We start from the raw sequence: 14,587 nt of genomic DNA, 5'->3' as shown, positions 1-14,587 counted from the left end.
AAGCTCCTTTATGGAGCTTTTTTTTGTATATGATATACAGGATAAGTCATCCTTGTCTTTTCTGCCTTTATTCCATAATTATCTTCGAGGTCAGATTGCATTAACTGAAAGAATTTATAATGAAAATCCCAATCGTGAATACTTAAGCTAACATCATTTTCTTCAGGCACAATGACTGGCATATCCAGCACATATGCTAACTGATAAGCGACATCTTTTAGTGATACATTATCTGCTTGAATTTGAGAATCACCGACTAAGTACTTGGCATTATTTTTTCCCCAATTAATTTGATTTGTGTCCCAAAACCTTGGATTTTCCACATTAAATTTAATCCCTTCTCCTTCTATAGATTTTCGTTCTACACCTAGATTCATTTGTGTAACAAGTTTAAAAGCAAGGTTCTCATTTGCATTGAGCGGCTTTTTAAAATAAATTTCATAATTAGTATCCAGTCCCTCCCCTAAGACAATCTGATTCTTATAAATTTTTGCCAAATAACCAATGATCTGCTTTAATGAACCTGTCAATTTTAGATAATCCTCAGCATCTCCGACTGTTAAATCTTCTACCTCATATGATAAAGGTGTTATCTCTAAACTTTCTGTTGGTACGTATTCTGAAATACTGTCTTCTTCTATTGAAACAATATTGAAAAAAGAATTTAATGACGCTTTAGAAGATTGCTGTCTTAAAAATCTTGAAACAATTTCTTTCTTGAGATCTGGCGCTCCGCCTTGCCAAAGCACTTTTCCATCGGCATTAAACAACACACCTTCTGGCAATACTCTTACATTATAATCTTTAAAAGTTTCACCATCGTAATCTATAGCAACTGCCAGATCTGTAGGCTTCTTTTTAAGAAATTTCTCAACTCTTAATGGGTTCTCCTCAGTTAGTGATACTATATATAAATCATTAGGAAATTGTTTTTGCAACACACCTAAATGCTCTTTTGCCGTAATGCATGGGACACACCATGTTGCCCAGAAGTCAACAAAAAATAACTTATTACTATCTGATGAAGCAATTTTAGATTCTTGTAAAAACTCTGAAACCTTGATTTGTCCGAAACTATAACATGTAATTAACAAGTAAACTACAAAGGATAAAAAGTGTTTCTTTTTTAAACTTTTCATAATGGAAGTCTTTATCAATGTATAATCAAATACTGTGCTAAAAATAACAATTTATCTTTATTGTCCTATAACTAACGTATTCTAGAGCTCAAAATTGTCACCTTCTTTAGCGAATCTAAACCCAAGATTTTGAATACTATCTTTTAACCTATGCTTTTCTTTTATGGCAGGATTCGTATGGTTAAAATGAATGAAATAGATTTTATTTTTAGTTTCGGTACTTTCGTTTTCAAATAATGTTGTTGTTTCGGTTGTGAAAGGGTGGGGAATCTTGGTCATATCGCGCTCAAGCTCTCCATCTCTAAAAAAAGAGGCATCTACAAAAGCATAATCAACTTTTTTAACCTCTTCAATAATATTTCGATCCCATTTATCCCATTTATCTATATCTGGAATAAAAAGTGCTATTTTATTTTTTCCTTCAATTTTATAACCTACCGTTTCAGAATATTCATCACGATGTGGTACTAAAAACGGTGTAATTTTTAGTGTGCGATTAATATATATGGTAGAGTCCTTTTTCAGAGGCTTCAATTCAATATTATTTAACACTACCAACTGACTCCAAGGCCCATTTGTTTCTAGAAATGCTTTCATTCTTGGCATCACAAAAACGGGAATTTGTGATGCTCCCAAAGCTTCTTTACCAAAATTCATTAAACCTGTATAGTGACCAATATGCGCATGTGTTAAAAATACACCATCAATGATGCTACCATTATCTAAATGACGATCTTTTAATATTTGCGTTTGTTCACTTATATCTGGTGTAGCATCAAACAAGAATTTTTGATCTGAGGTTAAGTCTACGAGACCCAGACAAGAAATTAATTTCTTGTCTTCAATTCCTTCATAAAAAGGTTTACAGCATTCTTTCTCACAATTTATCTGAGGATAACCTGCATCTTGAGCTATACCTAAGATTGTGATATATTGGTCTAATTGTTCTTGTTTTACTTTTTCGTAAGACGGATTACAACTACCTATAACTACAGTTAATATTAGGCATAATCTTTGAAATGTTTTCACTTGTAACAGTTATCTTTGTTAAAGATATAAAACCCAAACAAATGATTAGAAGAATTTTCGCCTTACTTATTATTTTAAACCTTTCGGCATGTGCAGAGTTACAACAAGTTGTAGATTCATTACCACAAACTGAAGGGGTAATCAGTAGTGCTGACATTGCCTCTGGTTTAAGACAAGCTTTAGACCAAGGTATTGACAAACAAGTTACTAAGCTGACACAAACGGATGGTTTTTACAAAAACGAATTAGTAAAGATACTTTTACCAAGTGAACTGCAAAAAGTAGATGATGCGCTAAGAAAAATTGGATTGAGCAGCTTAGCTGATGAAGGTTTAAAGGCACTTAACAGAGCCGCCGAAGACGCTGTAAAAGAAGCAACTCCTATTTTTATAAATGCAGTAAAAGGTATTACTTTTAATGATGCAAAAAATATCTTACTTGGCGAAGAGAATGCCGCCACAACCTATTTAACTACTAAAACACAAACGGATTTATATAACAAATTTAAACCTGTAATAGAGAGTTCTTTTAGTAAAGTTAGTGCAGATCAAATCTGGACTAACCTCATTACCAAATACAATAATCTTCCTTTAACAAATGATGTCAATCCAGACTTAACTGATTATGTAACTGGTGAAGCCTTAAAAGGTGTTTATACTATGATTGCTGTTGAAGAGAAAGAAATCAGAAATAAAGTGTCTTCTAGAACAACTGATTTATTGAAGAAAGTATTTGCCTTGCAAGATTAGTCAATCCACTTTTTTATACAAACCATCAAAGGGCGTTGCTACTACTTTATCACTTGAGATGGTTTCCCACAATTGACGCACGGTTCCATCGTCATTTGCAGTCCAGGTAATACGATGATGAAAAACCTTGCCCTCAGCATTAGTTTCATCATCAGTTCTTAAAATCATTTGGTTACCAACTTTATTTCCTTTCATGTGAAGCGTTGCACCTTGATTATCAATCCAGATTTGCTCCCATTGTTCAGTTTTTAAATTATAAAAATTATTGCTTGTACCTGTGTAACCCTGAGTTGCGCTTGTCCAATTTTCTTGTAAAACGCAATTGTCTTGGTCTTTTTTTATCACATTTTTACCTGCTTTTGAGCCATCTTTATTAGTGACTTCCCAGGTTCCTATCCAAAAGTCGAACTCTGCATGTTTTTCAGTACAACACTTGCAATTTTGAGTTTGAGCAACAAGTGAAGTCGTAAATATTAAAGCTACTATAATTACCAGATGCTTTGTCATGACGAATAGTTTTGATGAAAGTTATTAAACAACATTTAATTATATGCTAATATTAACATAACATTTGATACATATAAACTCATCATCTTTGCAATGCAAAAGATTAAGTTAGTTGAGTTTTTATTTAAGATTAGTAAGTAAGTCGATATTTTAGTTAGGTATCGACTTTTTTGTTTTTAATAATGAGATGCTGAATAAAGTCTAGCTTTATAATTATTTAGACAAAATTTGTTTCATCTGCAGCTGTAACTCCTCAGCTTTTTCAGCGGCAGCTTGAGCAAAGTCTTCACCTTGCGATGCATAGATAATTCCTCTTGAAGAATTTATCAGTAATCCAACAGAAGTATTCATTCCATATTTACATACCTCTTGAAGATTACCACCTTGTGCACCAACACCTGGAACTAATAAAAAACTATTTGGAATGATTTTACGAATATCTCCTAAAAACTCAGCTTTAGTGGCACCAACAACATAAATTAGATTTTCTGAATTCTTCCAAGATTTAGATGTTTCTAAAACCTGCTTGTACAACTCTACCTTATCCACAGTTTTGGTCTGAAAATCAAACGCTCCTTCATTTGATGTTAATGCTAAAAGAATAGTGTGCTTATCTTTAAAAGCCAAAAATGGTTCTACTGAATCTTTTCCCATATATGGAGCAACCGTAACACTATCAAAACCTAAGTCTTCAAAAAATGCTTTCGCGTACATAGTGCTTGTATTACCAATGTCTCCACGTTTAGCATCTGCTATAGTATAGATTTCAGGATGATTTTCGTTTAAGTACTTAATTGTTTTTTCTAAAGCTTGCCAGCCTTTAATTCCATAAGCTTCGTAAAATGCTGTGTTGGGTTTATAAGCCACACAAAGATGATGAGTCGCATCTATAATAGCTTTATTAAATGCAAAGATTGGGTCTTCTTCTTTTAATAAATATTTGGGGATTTTATTTAAATCGACATCTAATCCTACGCAGAGGAAAGATTTCTTTTTTTGGATTTGGTTTGTTAGTTGTTGTGTTGTCATATTATAAAAAAAGCCTCAAATAGAGGCTCACGTTTAAATCACATCATCATTAGCTTTTAGTAATTCTGTGTTTTCAGCTAACATTAATTCGTCTATTATTTTTTGAATATCACCATTAATGATATTTGATAAATCGTAAAGGGTTAACCCAATTCTATGATCGGTCACACGTCCTTGAGCATAGTTATATGTTCTAATCTTGGCACTTCTATCACCAGAACTCACCATACTTTTTCGTTTAGCAGAATCAGCTTCGCGTTGTTTTTCTAATTCTTTCTCGTATAAACGCGAACGTAACACCTTTAAAGCTTTTTCTAAATTCTTATGTGATGATTTCTGATCTTGGCAACTTACAATCATACCTGTAGGTTCGTGATGTAACTTAATTGCAGAGTAGGTTGTATTCACCGACTGACCGCCTGGACCCGTTGATGTTGTTCGTTCTATACGTACTTCGGTCATATCCAATTCAAAATCAATTTCCTCAGCTTCTGGCAAAACCATAACTGTTGCCGCACTTGTATGCACTCGACCTTGAGTTTCAGTTTGTGGAACACGTTGTACACGATGCACGCCAGCTTCAAACTTCATAGTTCCGTAAACATCTTCTCCCGAAACCTCGAAAATAATTTCTTTAAAACCACCAGATGTGCCATCACTTTGGCTTACTACATCTACTCTCCAACCTTTATCACTACAATATTTAGAATACATTCTAAATAAGTCACCAGCAAAAATACTGGCTTCGTCTCCACCTGTTCCGGCTCTAACCTCAACAACGACATTCTTAGCATCGTCTGGGTCTTTTGGAATGAGCATAAAACGAATCTCTTCTTCTAATCCAGTAATGGCTTCTTTAGCTTCATCGAGCTGCATCTTCGCCATTTCTACCATTTCTTCATCAGAACCGTCAGCTATGATCTCTTCAGATTCCGCTATGTTATCTAAATATTCTTTGTAAAGTTCCCCTTTATCAACAATTAACTTAAGATCCTTGTATTCTTTCATCAGCTTGGTATAGCGTTGCTGATCGGATATAATATCAGGTTGAATAATAAGGTCATTTACCTCATCGAATCGTTGTTTTATAATCTGAATTTTCTCTAGCATCTCTCTTCAAAAAATTGAAATTCAAAAATACGATATTTTATGGATTTTTAAATTACAGTTATAACGACATATCAACAGTAAAAAATAAAATGTATAAAATTAACGTTACACTATTAACATGCAGCGATTCCTAGCTATACTTGCATTTTACAAGCCGTTTGTGGTTTGGTCATTTATTGTAACTGCTATCATTGGTTTTTTTAATCCGCACTTAGTACCAGCAATAGTTACCAAATTATTTCTTACGGTTTTTGCATGGTATTATGTCAACGAAACTAGCAACAAACGTAAATTAACCTTTTATAAAAATATGGGAATTTCGCCTTTAAAGCTTTTTTCCATTATGTTTATTGTAGACTGTATTTTAACCATTATATTCCTTACAGTGTTTAAGGAATTTACATAAATAACAATGATATTTGAATTAGACAATGTAGAACTTTACTTTAAAAATAAACGAATTTTAAATGGTATTTACCTAAAAGCTGAAACTGGACAAGTGACGGCTATCTTAGGTAGAAATGGCTCTGGTAAAAGTTGTTTACTCGATATTGCATTTGGGAGTTTAAAACCAAAATACAAATTGATTAGAATTGACAACAAACCACTTTTAAAACCTCTGTATTCAACTGGTTTGGTAAAGTATCTACCACAATATAATTTTATTCCTAATGGAATGAAGCTTTCCTTTATTTTTAAATTATATAATTTAGACTGGGCAATTTTTATAAAAAATTTTGAAGAATTTTCAGTTTATGAAAACAGTAAATTTAAAGCCTTATCAGGTGGTGAACGCCGTATTCTTGAAACGTATATTGTCTTAAAATCTAAAAGTCAAATAGCAATTTTAGATGAACCTTTTTCTCATTTATCACCATTGCATATTGAAACTGTAAAACAAATGATTGCTGAAGAAAAACCTCATAAAGCCATTATTATTTCAGACCACATGTATCAACACATTATAGACACTTCTAATACAATTTACTTGCTAAAAAACGGTACAACAAAAAAGATTGATAATCTCATAGAGCTTGAGGACTATAAATATTTAAGCGAAGGTAGCCTCTAATTAAGGTCAGTATTTGGTTTTATAATATTGTCTAAATCTACAACAACACCAACACCTAGAATTTGTTTCCATTGTAATTTCGGACCTTCAATTACTTGCTCTTCATTGGTCATTTCGTTTCTTTCGACTTCAATTTTTATATCATTATCATACCTAAGATGAGAGCCAAGAATAGCCTTAACATATTTATTCACTTTCATATCAAAGTTGATTTCCCATTCTATATCTATGTTTCCGAAGCTGTTGATATAATCTGTATATAACCTCAAAAGACTAGTTATTTTTATGTTCTCAAAAACTTCTTCTTCATATTGGTTAGTTAATAAAATTCCCAACTCTTGCCGCACTTTTTTTCCATTCCTTAATATATTTCCTTCTAAATCATATATCGCTGGATCAACACCAAAAGCACCTTGATTTGCCAAATCATCATCTAAAACAAACGTGGTTTTTAATGTAAATGGAGAGGCATAAAAAGACATACGCTCTATGTGTCTTCCATATTCCATTCCTAACCCAAAGAACATATAACCAGGTGCTAAAAATTTTGAAATGGGCTCATCTCTATTTGGGTAATTATATCCATTAGCTAATTGTGTATTTAAACTAAATCGCGCAGAATAAAACCAATTACTTTCAGGATTTTTTTCAAGCCCTACATTAGAAATTACTTCTATAACATCATCCGTTTTTCTAATATTTCTATCCTCTTGCTTATTTAGGCCATATCGAACGTTGAAATTAGAATTCCAAAACCATTTTTCTTGTTTGTATTTAGCGGAAGCCCTTCCAGTTACAATACCTGAAATAGAGTTGGTTCCGCCAGAATTCCAATTTGTAAATGAGACTTGATTCAGATTTAAGCCAACTTCCTTTTTGGTTCTCCAACCTAATTTAACTTCTTCCTTCTTTTTATTTTGAAAATATAAAGAATCTGGCTGCGCGCATACTTCACTTGAGCCAATGATAAATAGACTTAGTAAAAACCAAGTATAAGTTTTCATGTTTGAAAAAATTAGTAAGTAAACGTACCGTATTCGCTTTTTATGGTAAGTTTCTTATGGTCAGAAGCTTCTACTCTACCAATAACTTTTGCATCTACATTAAAAGATTTTGAAATCTTAATAATCGCATTTGCAACCTCTGGTTTTACATACAACTCCATACGATGTCCACAATTAAAAACTTGATACATTTCTTTCCAGTCCGTTTTAGATTGTTCTTGAATAAGTTTGAATAACGGAGGAATTGCGAACATATTATCTTTTATAATATGAAAACGATCTATAAAGTGAAGAATTTTTGTTTGAGCACCACCACTGCAGTGCACCATACCATGTATAGAATTACTGTTATAAGTATTGAGAATCTCTTTAATAATTGGTGCATAAGTTCTGGTTGGAGACAATACTAATTTGCCAGCATCTATAGGTGAATTTTTAATCGAATCCGTTAGTTTTGTTTGTCCGGAATAGACAAGGTCTTCGGGAACTGCTGCATCAAAACTTTCTGGATATTTTTCTGCTAAATATTTTGAAAACACATCGTGCCTTGCAGATGTTAATCCATTGCTTCCCATACCACCATTATATTCGGATTCATATGTTGCTTGTCCAAATGATTCTAAACCTACTATGACATCGCCTTCAGTGATATTCGCATTATCGATAATATCGCTTCGTTTCATACGAGCTGTTACTGTAGAGTCCACAATTATGGTTCTTACCAAATCTCCAACATCTGCAGTCTCGCCACCTGTAGAATGAATAGTGACTCCAAAAGATTTTAAATCTTCTATTAATTCTTCTGTTCCGTTAATAATTGCAGATATAACTTCTCCAGGAATTAGATTCTTGTTTCTACCTATAGTTGAAGATAACATAATATTATCTGTAGCACCAACACAAAGTAAGTCGTCGATATTCATTATTAGCGCGTCTTGTGCTATACCTTTCCAAACTGAAGTATCTCCAGTTTCCTTCCAATACATATAAGCCAATGACGATTTTGTACCAGCTCCATCAGCATGCATAATGAGACAATAATCTTCATCGTTTGTTAAGTAATCTGGTACTATTTTACAAAATGCTTTAGGGAACAGGCCCTTATCAATGTTTTTTATGGCATTATGCACATCTTCTTTTGAAGCGGAAACTCCTCGTCGCGCATATCTTTTACTCACCGAACTACTCATTGCAATCTGAATTATTATTGGTCTTGCAAAAATAAGGATTGTGTCTTATTATCAGTAGAAGTTTGTCTTTTATTCTTTTTACGAATAGGAATTGGATTTGAGTTAATAACTGTTTTCATCTTTTTACGTAATTCCTCTTTTTTCTTATTACCACCAAAGTAAATATTTAAACCTAATCCCATTCTATACAAAGCATCATCACTTTCGCCTGCAATAAGACCATCGAGTTCGTCCGTTAAAAAATAATTATATTCTCCAAATAATTTGACACCGATGCGATTAGTAACAATAAGTTCTAAACCAAAACCACCTTGAACTTTTGTTTCTGTAGTTGCAAAATCATTATCGGCATTATAACCCGCTCCTGCATAAAGAAAAGGAGAAAATCTTGTATAAGGACTAAATAGCAATTCTAAATTTAAATCAAAGGACATGAATCCCTCATTATAGAGGTCTTTATATGCTATATTGTATTTATTGTAAGTTAAATTAAAATTTAAGTGACTTGTAAGATGATGCTTGTAACCTATTCTAAAATAAACTTCAAATTCTGGATCCGAGTAATCACCATTAATTATAGCAGAACCTGCCGCCATATCAAAGGCGTTAGAGCTTCTGTAGTTAAAAAAAGCAAACCTACGATTTATAGATTTCTCATTTTTATTTTCTCGCGCCTGTGCTTCTTTTGCTTCTACAGTTTTCTCCGTATCCTGAGAAGAAGCAAAATTAACACATACTATAGTCATTGCTACAGTTAATAAAATAGCACTGAATTTAGGAATCATATACCTTTTATTAGAAAGATAAGTCGATTTCACTACAGATTTGGGGGATGCAATATAGAAAAATAATTATCAAATTTTAAACATGACTTCAGAATTAACAAAAACAAAAAAAGATAAAACCGACTAATCGATTTTATCTTTATATAGATGTTATTTTAATACTTAAAGTATTATCTTATTTTTAAGATTCTGATTGTAGCTTCGATTGTATAGTTACAACGTCATCATTACTCACTTTATTCAAATCTTCTGAATTTTCTTGAGAAAGGATTAATGTTGCACCAACAAGAATTGCTAAACTTAAGATTAACTTTTTCATTTTACAAATATTGATTAATAGCAATACAAATATACGCAATAATCGTATTGCGAAAATGGTTATACTCAATTATTTAACATGTAATTAATGTCTTTTCGACAACTAGTCTCAAGTCATCGATAAACGACACAAAAAGTGTTTTTATTGGTCTTTATAGTACGTAGATCTACGTATAAAAACACATTAATTTTACATAATAACAACACATCAACATCTGTAATTCTGCTATTTAGTAAATAAAAGCTCTCTATATTTTGTTAATGGCCACAACTCATCGTCAATCATTAGCTCTAATTTATCACTATGATATCTTATCTCTTCAAACAGCGGTTTCACCTTATTGCAATATCCATGTGCCTTCTTTTCAATATCCGATTGTTTATTGAATAATTTACGCGCATCAGTCATTTTAGTTACCAACGAGTTAATGGCCTCAATATGATGAGAAATTTGCTCAATAAGAGATAACTGTTCTTTTGCAAAATCCTTGAACTTATTACCATAAATAGTTTTGAGGCCTGTTACATTTTCTATCAGTATATTTTGATATCGCACAGCAGTTGGCACTACATGATTACGAGCGATATCACCTAAAACCCGACTCTCTATTTGAATATGAAGAATGTATTCCTCCATCTCAATTTCGTATCGAGCTTCACTCTCTACCTTGTTCATTACACCCAATGCTTCAAAGAGCTCAATTGAAGATTTTGCAGTCTTGATTTTAAGTGCTTCTGGAGTCGTTTTATTGTTGCTTAAACCTCGTTTTTTTGCCTCTTTTTCCCATGCTTCACTATATCCGTTTCCTTCAAAAAGAATAGCTTTTGAGGTTTTAATATATTCTCTTAACACATTAAAAATAGCATCATCCTTTTTCATTGATTTTTTATCAATCAATACGTCAACTTCGTTCTTAAAATCCACTAATTGTTTAGCAACTATTGTGTTTAGAACCGTCATTGGATTAGCACAATTTGCCTTAGATCCAACTGCTCTAAATTCAAACTTATTACCAGTAAATGCAAAAGGAGATGTTCTATTTCTATCTGTATTGTCTAAAATGACCTCAGGAATTTTTCCAACGACATTGAGTTTTAAATCTGTTTTTTCCTTCGGTGATAATTTTCCTTTAGTTACAGTTTCTAATTCATCTAAAACCTTAGTTAATTGCTGACCAATAAATACTGAAATTATTGCTGGAGGAGCTTCATTAGCGCCTAAACGATGGTCGTTGCTTGCGGATGCAATAGCTGCTCTCAACAATTCCTCATGAGTTTGTACTGCCTTTATGGTATTAATGAAGAAAGTTAAAAATTGAAGATTACTCATTGGAGTTTTACCAGGTGACAATAAATTAACACCAGTATTAGTGCTTAAACTCCAGTTATTATGTTTACCAGAACCATTGACACCAGCAAATGGTTTTTCGTGCATCAATACTTTAAAATTATGACGCTTAGCAATTTTTTGCATGATATCCATAAGCAGAAGAATTATGATCAACTGCTAAATTTGCTTCTTCAAATATTGGGGCTAACTCAAACTGGTTCGGAGCTACCTCATTATGTCTTGTTTTTACCGGAATACCTAATAGCATACATTCATTTTCCAAATCGCGCATATATGCCATGGCTCTATTGGGAATAGTCCCAAAATAATGATCATCGAGTTGCTGTCCTTTTGCAGGTGAATGTCCTAAAAGTGTACGACCAGTTAATACAATATCTGGACGAGATGCAGCCAAGTCACTATCAATTAAAAAATATTCTTGTTCCCAACCTAAGGAAGCATTTACCTTTTTTACATTCTTATCGAAGTATTTACAAATTGCTACTGCTGCATTATCTACTGCTTGAAGTGCTCTTAATAGTGGTGTTTTATAATCAAGAGCTTCACCAGTGTAGGATACAAAAACCGTTGGAATGCATAAAGTTGTACCATAAATAAAAGCAGGAGATGTTGGATCCCAAGCGGTATAACCTCTAGCTTCAAACGTATTTCTAATGCCACCATGAGGAAAACTAGACGCATCAGGCTCTTGCTGTACCAATTGATTACCGCCAAATTTTTCTATAGCAAGTCCATCTCCTATAGTTTCGAAAAAAGCATCATGCTTTTCGGCAGTTGCACCAGTTAAAGGTTGAAACCAATGCGTATAATGTGTTGCACCTTTTGAAATAGCCCACTCTTTCATTCCTGTTGAAATGTGATCTGCTATTAAACGATTTATTTTAGTTCCTTTTTCAACAGCTTCTAAAATACTAGTTAAGGCAGTTTTGGTTAAATACTGGCGCATTGCAGCTTCATTGAACACATTTTTTCCAAAAATTTCAGAACGTCTTTCCTCGTCCTTAATCGTTATCGGCTTCCTTTTCGATGATTCTTTTATAGCGTGAAATCTAAGTGTTGACATATTAATAATATTTGGCGTCAAAAATACGAAATATTTAAAATTTATACAGCTACCCTCTAAAAAATAGGGTTGTTAACAATAATTAATAACATTTCATCTAAAAACCCCTATTTTTTTTGACCGCAAGAAAAAAATAGCAATATTTGTATCATTATTTTAGATATAAACAAAATTTTATTATGGCAAAAATTAAATTAGAATACATTTGGCTAGATGGCTACTTCCCAACACAAAATATGAGAAGTAAAACCAAGGTAGAAGAGCACGAAAACTTTAAAGGTACCATTGAAGAGTTAGGTATGTGGTCTTTTGACGGATCATCGACGAGACAAGCTGAAGGTGGGTCTTCTGACTGTTTATTAAAACCTGTTGCAATTTACCCAGATCCAGACAGAATCAACGGATATTTAGTAATGACAGAGGTTCTAAATGCAGATGGAACACCTCACGTTTCTAATGGTAGAGCAACTATAGAAGATGAAGACAATGATTTCTGGTTCGGTTTTGAGCAAGAGTATTTTATTATGGATACTAAAACGCAGTTGCCTTTAGGTTTCCCTATTGGTGGTTATCCTGCTCCACAAGGTATGTATTACTGTTCTGTTGGTGGGAGAAATACTCACGGTAGAGATTTAGTAGAAGAGCATGCAGATATGTGTATTGATGCAGGCTTAAACTTTGAAGGAATCAACCAAGAAGTTGCTTCAGGACAATGGGAATTTCAATTGTTTGCAAAAGGTGCTAAGAAAGCTGGTGATGAAATCTGGATTGCAAGATATTTACTTGACCGTTTAACAGAAAAGTATGGTTATTATATAGATTACCATCCAAAACCATTAGGTAAGGATATGGACTGGAACGGTTCTGGTATGCACGCTAATTTCTCTAATACTGTATTAAGAACTTGCGGTAGTAAAGAAACTTATGAAAAAATATGTGAAGCATTTAGACCTGTTGTAAAAGAGCATATTGCTGTTTATGGTGAGTTTAATGACCAGCGTTTAACAGGTGATCACGAAACAGCATCTATTGACGACTTTAGTTATGGTGTATCAGATAGAGGAGCTTCTATTCGTATTCCAATTATAACAGTTGAGAAAGGCTGGAAAGGTTGGTTAGAAGATAGACGACCAGCTTCTAACGGAGATCCATATAAAATTGCAGGTAGAATTATTAAGACTGTAAAAAGTGCTAATATTTCTTAATTAGCAATTATATAAAATTAAAAAAAAGGCTCCGATGATTATCGGAGCCTTTTTTAATACCCTTTTTTTTAGATTACTTTAATGATATATAGATAAAGACTAAATAGGCTCCAAATAACAACATTCCTTTTAATCGACCTATTTCAAAACGTTTTGGGACTATCATTAACGGAATTAAGATAGCAGCAAAAGCAATCATCCAAAAGATATTAGTAGATAATATTTGTGGAGTATCTGGATTTACTACAATAGGCTTTACAATAGCAGTAAGACCTAAAACTGAAGCAATATTAAAAATATTAGAACCAATTAAATTACCCAAAGAAATCGCTTTCTCTTTCTTTAGTGCTGCAATAACAGAAGCCGCTAACTCTGGTACACTAGTGCCAATCGCAATGACCGTTACGGAAATAGCATAATCACTAATCCCGACTGCTTTGGCTAGTTGCTTTGCGCCTTCCACCAACCACTCAGAACCAAAATATAAGCCCGCCGCTCCTATTAAAAGCCAAGCCACAATTTTAAAATTTGAGACTTCAGCTAAGGCATCATCGACTTCATCTAAATTTGCTTTTATAGATTTTCTAGAACTCCTAATTAAAACAACAAGAAAAATGATTAATGCGGTAAAAAGAATTGCTCCTTCTATAGCTGTCAGAACTTCATCATTTTTTAAAAAGTAATACAATGCAAACGAAGCCAGCATCATCATTGGCCAATTGAGTTTATAAAAATCCCTATCTACTACTAACGGAGAAATTATTGCAGTGATACCTAAAACCAAACCAATATTTGCAATGTTAGAACCTATTACGTTGCCAAGAGCAATATCAGACACTCCATCTAATGCAGCTTGTAAACTCACTAAAAGTTCTGGTGCGGATGTTGCAAAAGACACAACCGTCATACCAATAACGAGTTTTGAAATCTTAAGCTTAAATGATAATCCTACAGATGCTCTTACCAAAAAGTCTCCACCAACAACTAATAACGCTAAACCAGCTATAACAAGAAATACACTCATTTATTTAATCAT

At 33.1% G+C, this 14,587-nt stretch carries 14 protein-coding genes and 1 pseudogene; 4 read left to right on the top strand and 11 right to left on the bottom strand.

The window, feature by feature from the left end:
- Positions 1–8: 8 nt before the first annotated feature.
- Positions 9–1,139: a TlpA family protein disulfide reductase gene (locus SJY34_RS15595; RefSeq protein ID WP_400077241.1), complete on the bottom strand. Its 1,131-nt coding sequence runs from the start codon at positions 1,137–1,139 to the stop codon at positions 9–11.
- Positions 1,140–1,220: 81 nt separating this feature from the next.
- Positions 1,221–2,168 carry an MBL fold metallo-hydrolase gene (locus tag SJY34_RS15590; protein ID WP_400077239.1) on the bottom strand — a complete coding sequence of 316 codons (948 nt, stop codon included), beginning with the start codon at positions 2,166–2,168 and terminating at the stop codon, positions 1,221–1,223.
- Positions 2,169–2,209: 41 nt separating this feature from the next.
- On the opposite strand from SJY34_RS15590, the gene SJY34_RS15585 reads away from it, so the two are divergent.
- Positions 2,210–2,917, top strand: coding sequence for a DUF4197 domain-containing protein (locus tag SJY34_RS15585; RefSeq protein WP_400077237.1), 708 nt, complete (start codon positions 2,210–2,212; stop codon positions 2,915–2,917).
- On the opposite strand, the gene SJY34_RS15580 is transcribed toward SJY34_RS15585, so the two are convergent.
- From SJY34_RS15580 to prfA, 3 genes are all read right to left on the bottom strand, one after another.
- Positions 2,918–3,424: a hypothetical protein gene (locus SJY34_RS15580; protein WP_400077235.1), complete on the bottom strand. Its 507-nt coding sequence runs from the start codon at positions 3,422–3,424 to the stop codon at positions 2,918–2,920.
- A gap of 213 nt (positions 3,425–3,637) precedes the next feature.
- Entirely contained in the window at positions 3,638–4,453 is an 816-nt protein-coding gene (gene pyrF, locus SJY34_RS15575; protein WP_400077233.1) for an orotidine-5'-phosphate decarboxylase, read from the bottom strand.
- Between the two features lie 33 nt (positions 4,454–4,486).
- Entirely contained in the window at positions 4,487–5,563 is a 1,077-nt protein-coding gene (gene prfA, locus SJY34_RS15570) for a peptide chain release factor 1 (protein ID WP_400077231.1), read from the bottom strand.
- Between the two features lie 118 nt (positions 5,564–5,681).
- On the opposite strand from prfA, the gene SJY34_RS15565 reads away from it, so the two are divergent.
- Positions 5,682–5,969, top strand: coding sequence for a hypothetical protein (locus tag SJY34_RS15565; RefSeq protein WP_400077229.1), 288 nt, complete (start codon positions 5,682–5,684; stop codon positions 5,967–5,969).
- A 6-nt stretch (positions 5,970–5,975) separates the two neighbouring features.
- Positions 5,976–6,635, top strand: coding sequence for an ATP-binding cassette domain-containing protein (locus SJY34_RS15560; protein WP_400077228.1), 660 nt, complete (start codon positions 5,976–5,978; stop codon positions 6,633–6,635).
- On the opposite strand, the gene SJY34_RS15555 is transcribed toward SJY34_RS15560, so the two are convergent.
- The 5 genes and pseudogenes from SJY34_RS15555 to SJY34_RS15535 form a co-directional block, all read right to left on the bottom strand.
- The gene (locus SJY34_RS15555) at positions 6,632–7,639 is read right to left on the bottom strand and encodes a DUF3078 domain-containing protein (protein ID WP_400077226.1); all 1,008 of its coding nucleotides are present in this window, start codon (positions 7,637–7,639) and stop codon (positions 6,632–6,634) included. The two genes, SJY34_RS15560 and SJY34_RS15555, sit on opposite strands and share 4 nt — an antisense overlap.
- An 11-nt stretch (positions 7,640–7,650) precedes the next feature.
- On the bottom strand, positions 7,651–8,829 hold the full coding sequence (locus SJY34_RS15550; protein WP_400077224.1) for an AIR synthase related protein: 1,179 nt from the start codon (positions 8,827–8,829) through the stop codon (positions 7,651–7,653).
- 14 nt (positions 8,830–8,843) lie between these two features.
- Positions 8,844–9,614 (bottom strand): Curli production assembly/transport component CsgG, encoded by a 771-nt coding sequence (locus SJY34_RS15545; RefSeq protein ID WP_400077222.1) that lies wholly within the window; start codon positions 9,612–9,614, stop codon positions 8,844–8,846.
- A gap of 181 nt (positions 9,615–9,795) precedes the next feature.
- On the bottom strand, positions 9,796–9,933 hold the full coding sequence (locus tag SJY34_RS15540; RefSeq protein WP_400077220.1) for a hypothetical protein: 138 nt from the start codon (positions 9,931–9,933) through the stop codon (positions 9,796–9,798).
- A 225-nt stretch (positions 9,934–10,158) separates the two neighbouring features.
- Positions 10,159–12,346, bottom strand: a pseudogene (locus tag SJY34_RS15535) (glutamine synthetase III).
- Between the two features lie 179 nt (positions 12,347–12,525).
- On the opposite strand from SJY34_RS15535, the gene SJY34_RS15530 reads away from it, so the two are divergent.
- The gene (locus tag SJY34_RS15530) at positions 12,526–13,551 is read left to right on the top strand and encodes a glutamine synthetase beta-grasp domain-containing protein (RefSeq protein WP_400077218.1); all 1,026 of its coding nucleotides are present in this window, start codon (positions 12,526–12,528) and stop codon (positions 13,549–13,551) included.
- Positions 13,552–13,624: 73 nt separating this feature from the next.
- On the opposite strand, the gene SJY34_RS15525 is transcribed toward SJY34_RS15530, so the two are convergent.
- Positions 13,625–14,575, bottom strand: a complete 951-nt coding sequence (locus SJY34_RS15525) for a calcium/sodium antiporter (protein ID WP_400077216.1) — start codon at positions 14,573–14,575, stop codon at positions 13,625–13,627.
- Positions 14,576–14,587: the final 12 nt, after the last annotated feature.

Origin of the sequence: Winogradskyella sp. R77965 (assembly GCF_044594915.1) — a bacterium.
GTDB lineage: Bacteria > Bacteroidota > Bacteroidia > Flavobacteriales > Flavobacteriaceae > Winogradskyella.
This window is presented reverse-complemented; position numbering and strand designations above follow the sequence as displayed.

Bases quoted from the DNA above. Each gene is read 5' to 3' on its own strand.
- SJY34_RS15595 (WP_400077241.1), bottom strand. From the start codon at position 1,139: ATGAAAAGTTTAAAAAAGAAACACTTTTTATCCTTTGTAGTTTACTTG.
- SJY34_RS15585 (WP_400077237.1), top strand. From the start codon at position 2,210: ATGATTAGAAGAATTTTCGCCTTACTTATTATTTTAAACCTTTCGGCA.
- SJY34_RS15580 (WP_400077235.1), bottom strand. From the start codon at position 3,424: ATGACAAAGCATCTGGTAATTATAGTAGCTTTAATATTTACGACTTCA.
- pyrF (WP_400077233.1), bottom strand. From the start codon at position 4,453: ATGACAACACAACAACTAACAAACCAAATCCAAAAAAAGAAATCTTTC.
- prfA (WP_400077231.1), bottom strand. From the start codon at position 5,563: ATGCTAGAGAAAATTCAGATTATAAAACAACGATTCGATGAGGTAAAT.
- SJY34_RS15565 (WP_400077229.1), top strand. From the start codon at position 5,682: ATGCAGCGATTCCTAGCTATACTTGCATTTTACAAGCCGTTTGTGGTT.
- SJY34_RS15560 (WP_400077228.1), top strand. From the start codon at position 5,976: ATGATATTTGAATTAGACAATGTAGAACTTTACTTTAAAAATAAACGA.
- SJY34_RS15555 (WP_400077226.1), bottom strand. From the start codon at position 7,639: ATGAAAACTTATACTTGGTTTTTACTAAGTCTATTTATCATTGGCTCA.
- SJY34_RS15550 (WP_400077224.1), bottom strand. From the start codon at position 8,829: ATGAGTAGTTCGGTGAGTAAAAGATATGCGCGACGAGGAGTTTCCGCT.
- SJY34_RS15545 (WP_400077222.1), bottom strand. From the start codon at position 9,614: ATGATTCCTAAATTCAGTGCTATTTTATTAACTGTAGCAATGACTATA.
- SJY34_RS15540 (WP_400077220.1), bottom strand. From the start codon at position 9,933: ATGAAAAAGTTAATCTTAAGTTTAGCAATTCTTGTTGGTGCAACATTA.
- SJY34_RS15530 (WP_400077218.1), top strand. From the start codon at position 12,526: ATGGCAAAAATTAAATTAGAATACATTTGGCTAGATGGCTACTTCCCA.
- SJY34_RS15525 (WP_400077216.1), bottom strand. From the start codon at position 14,575: ATGAGTGTATTTCTTGTTATAGCTGGTTTAGCGTTATTAGTTGTTGGT.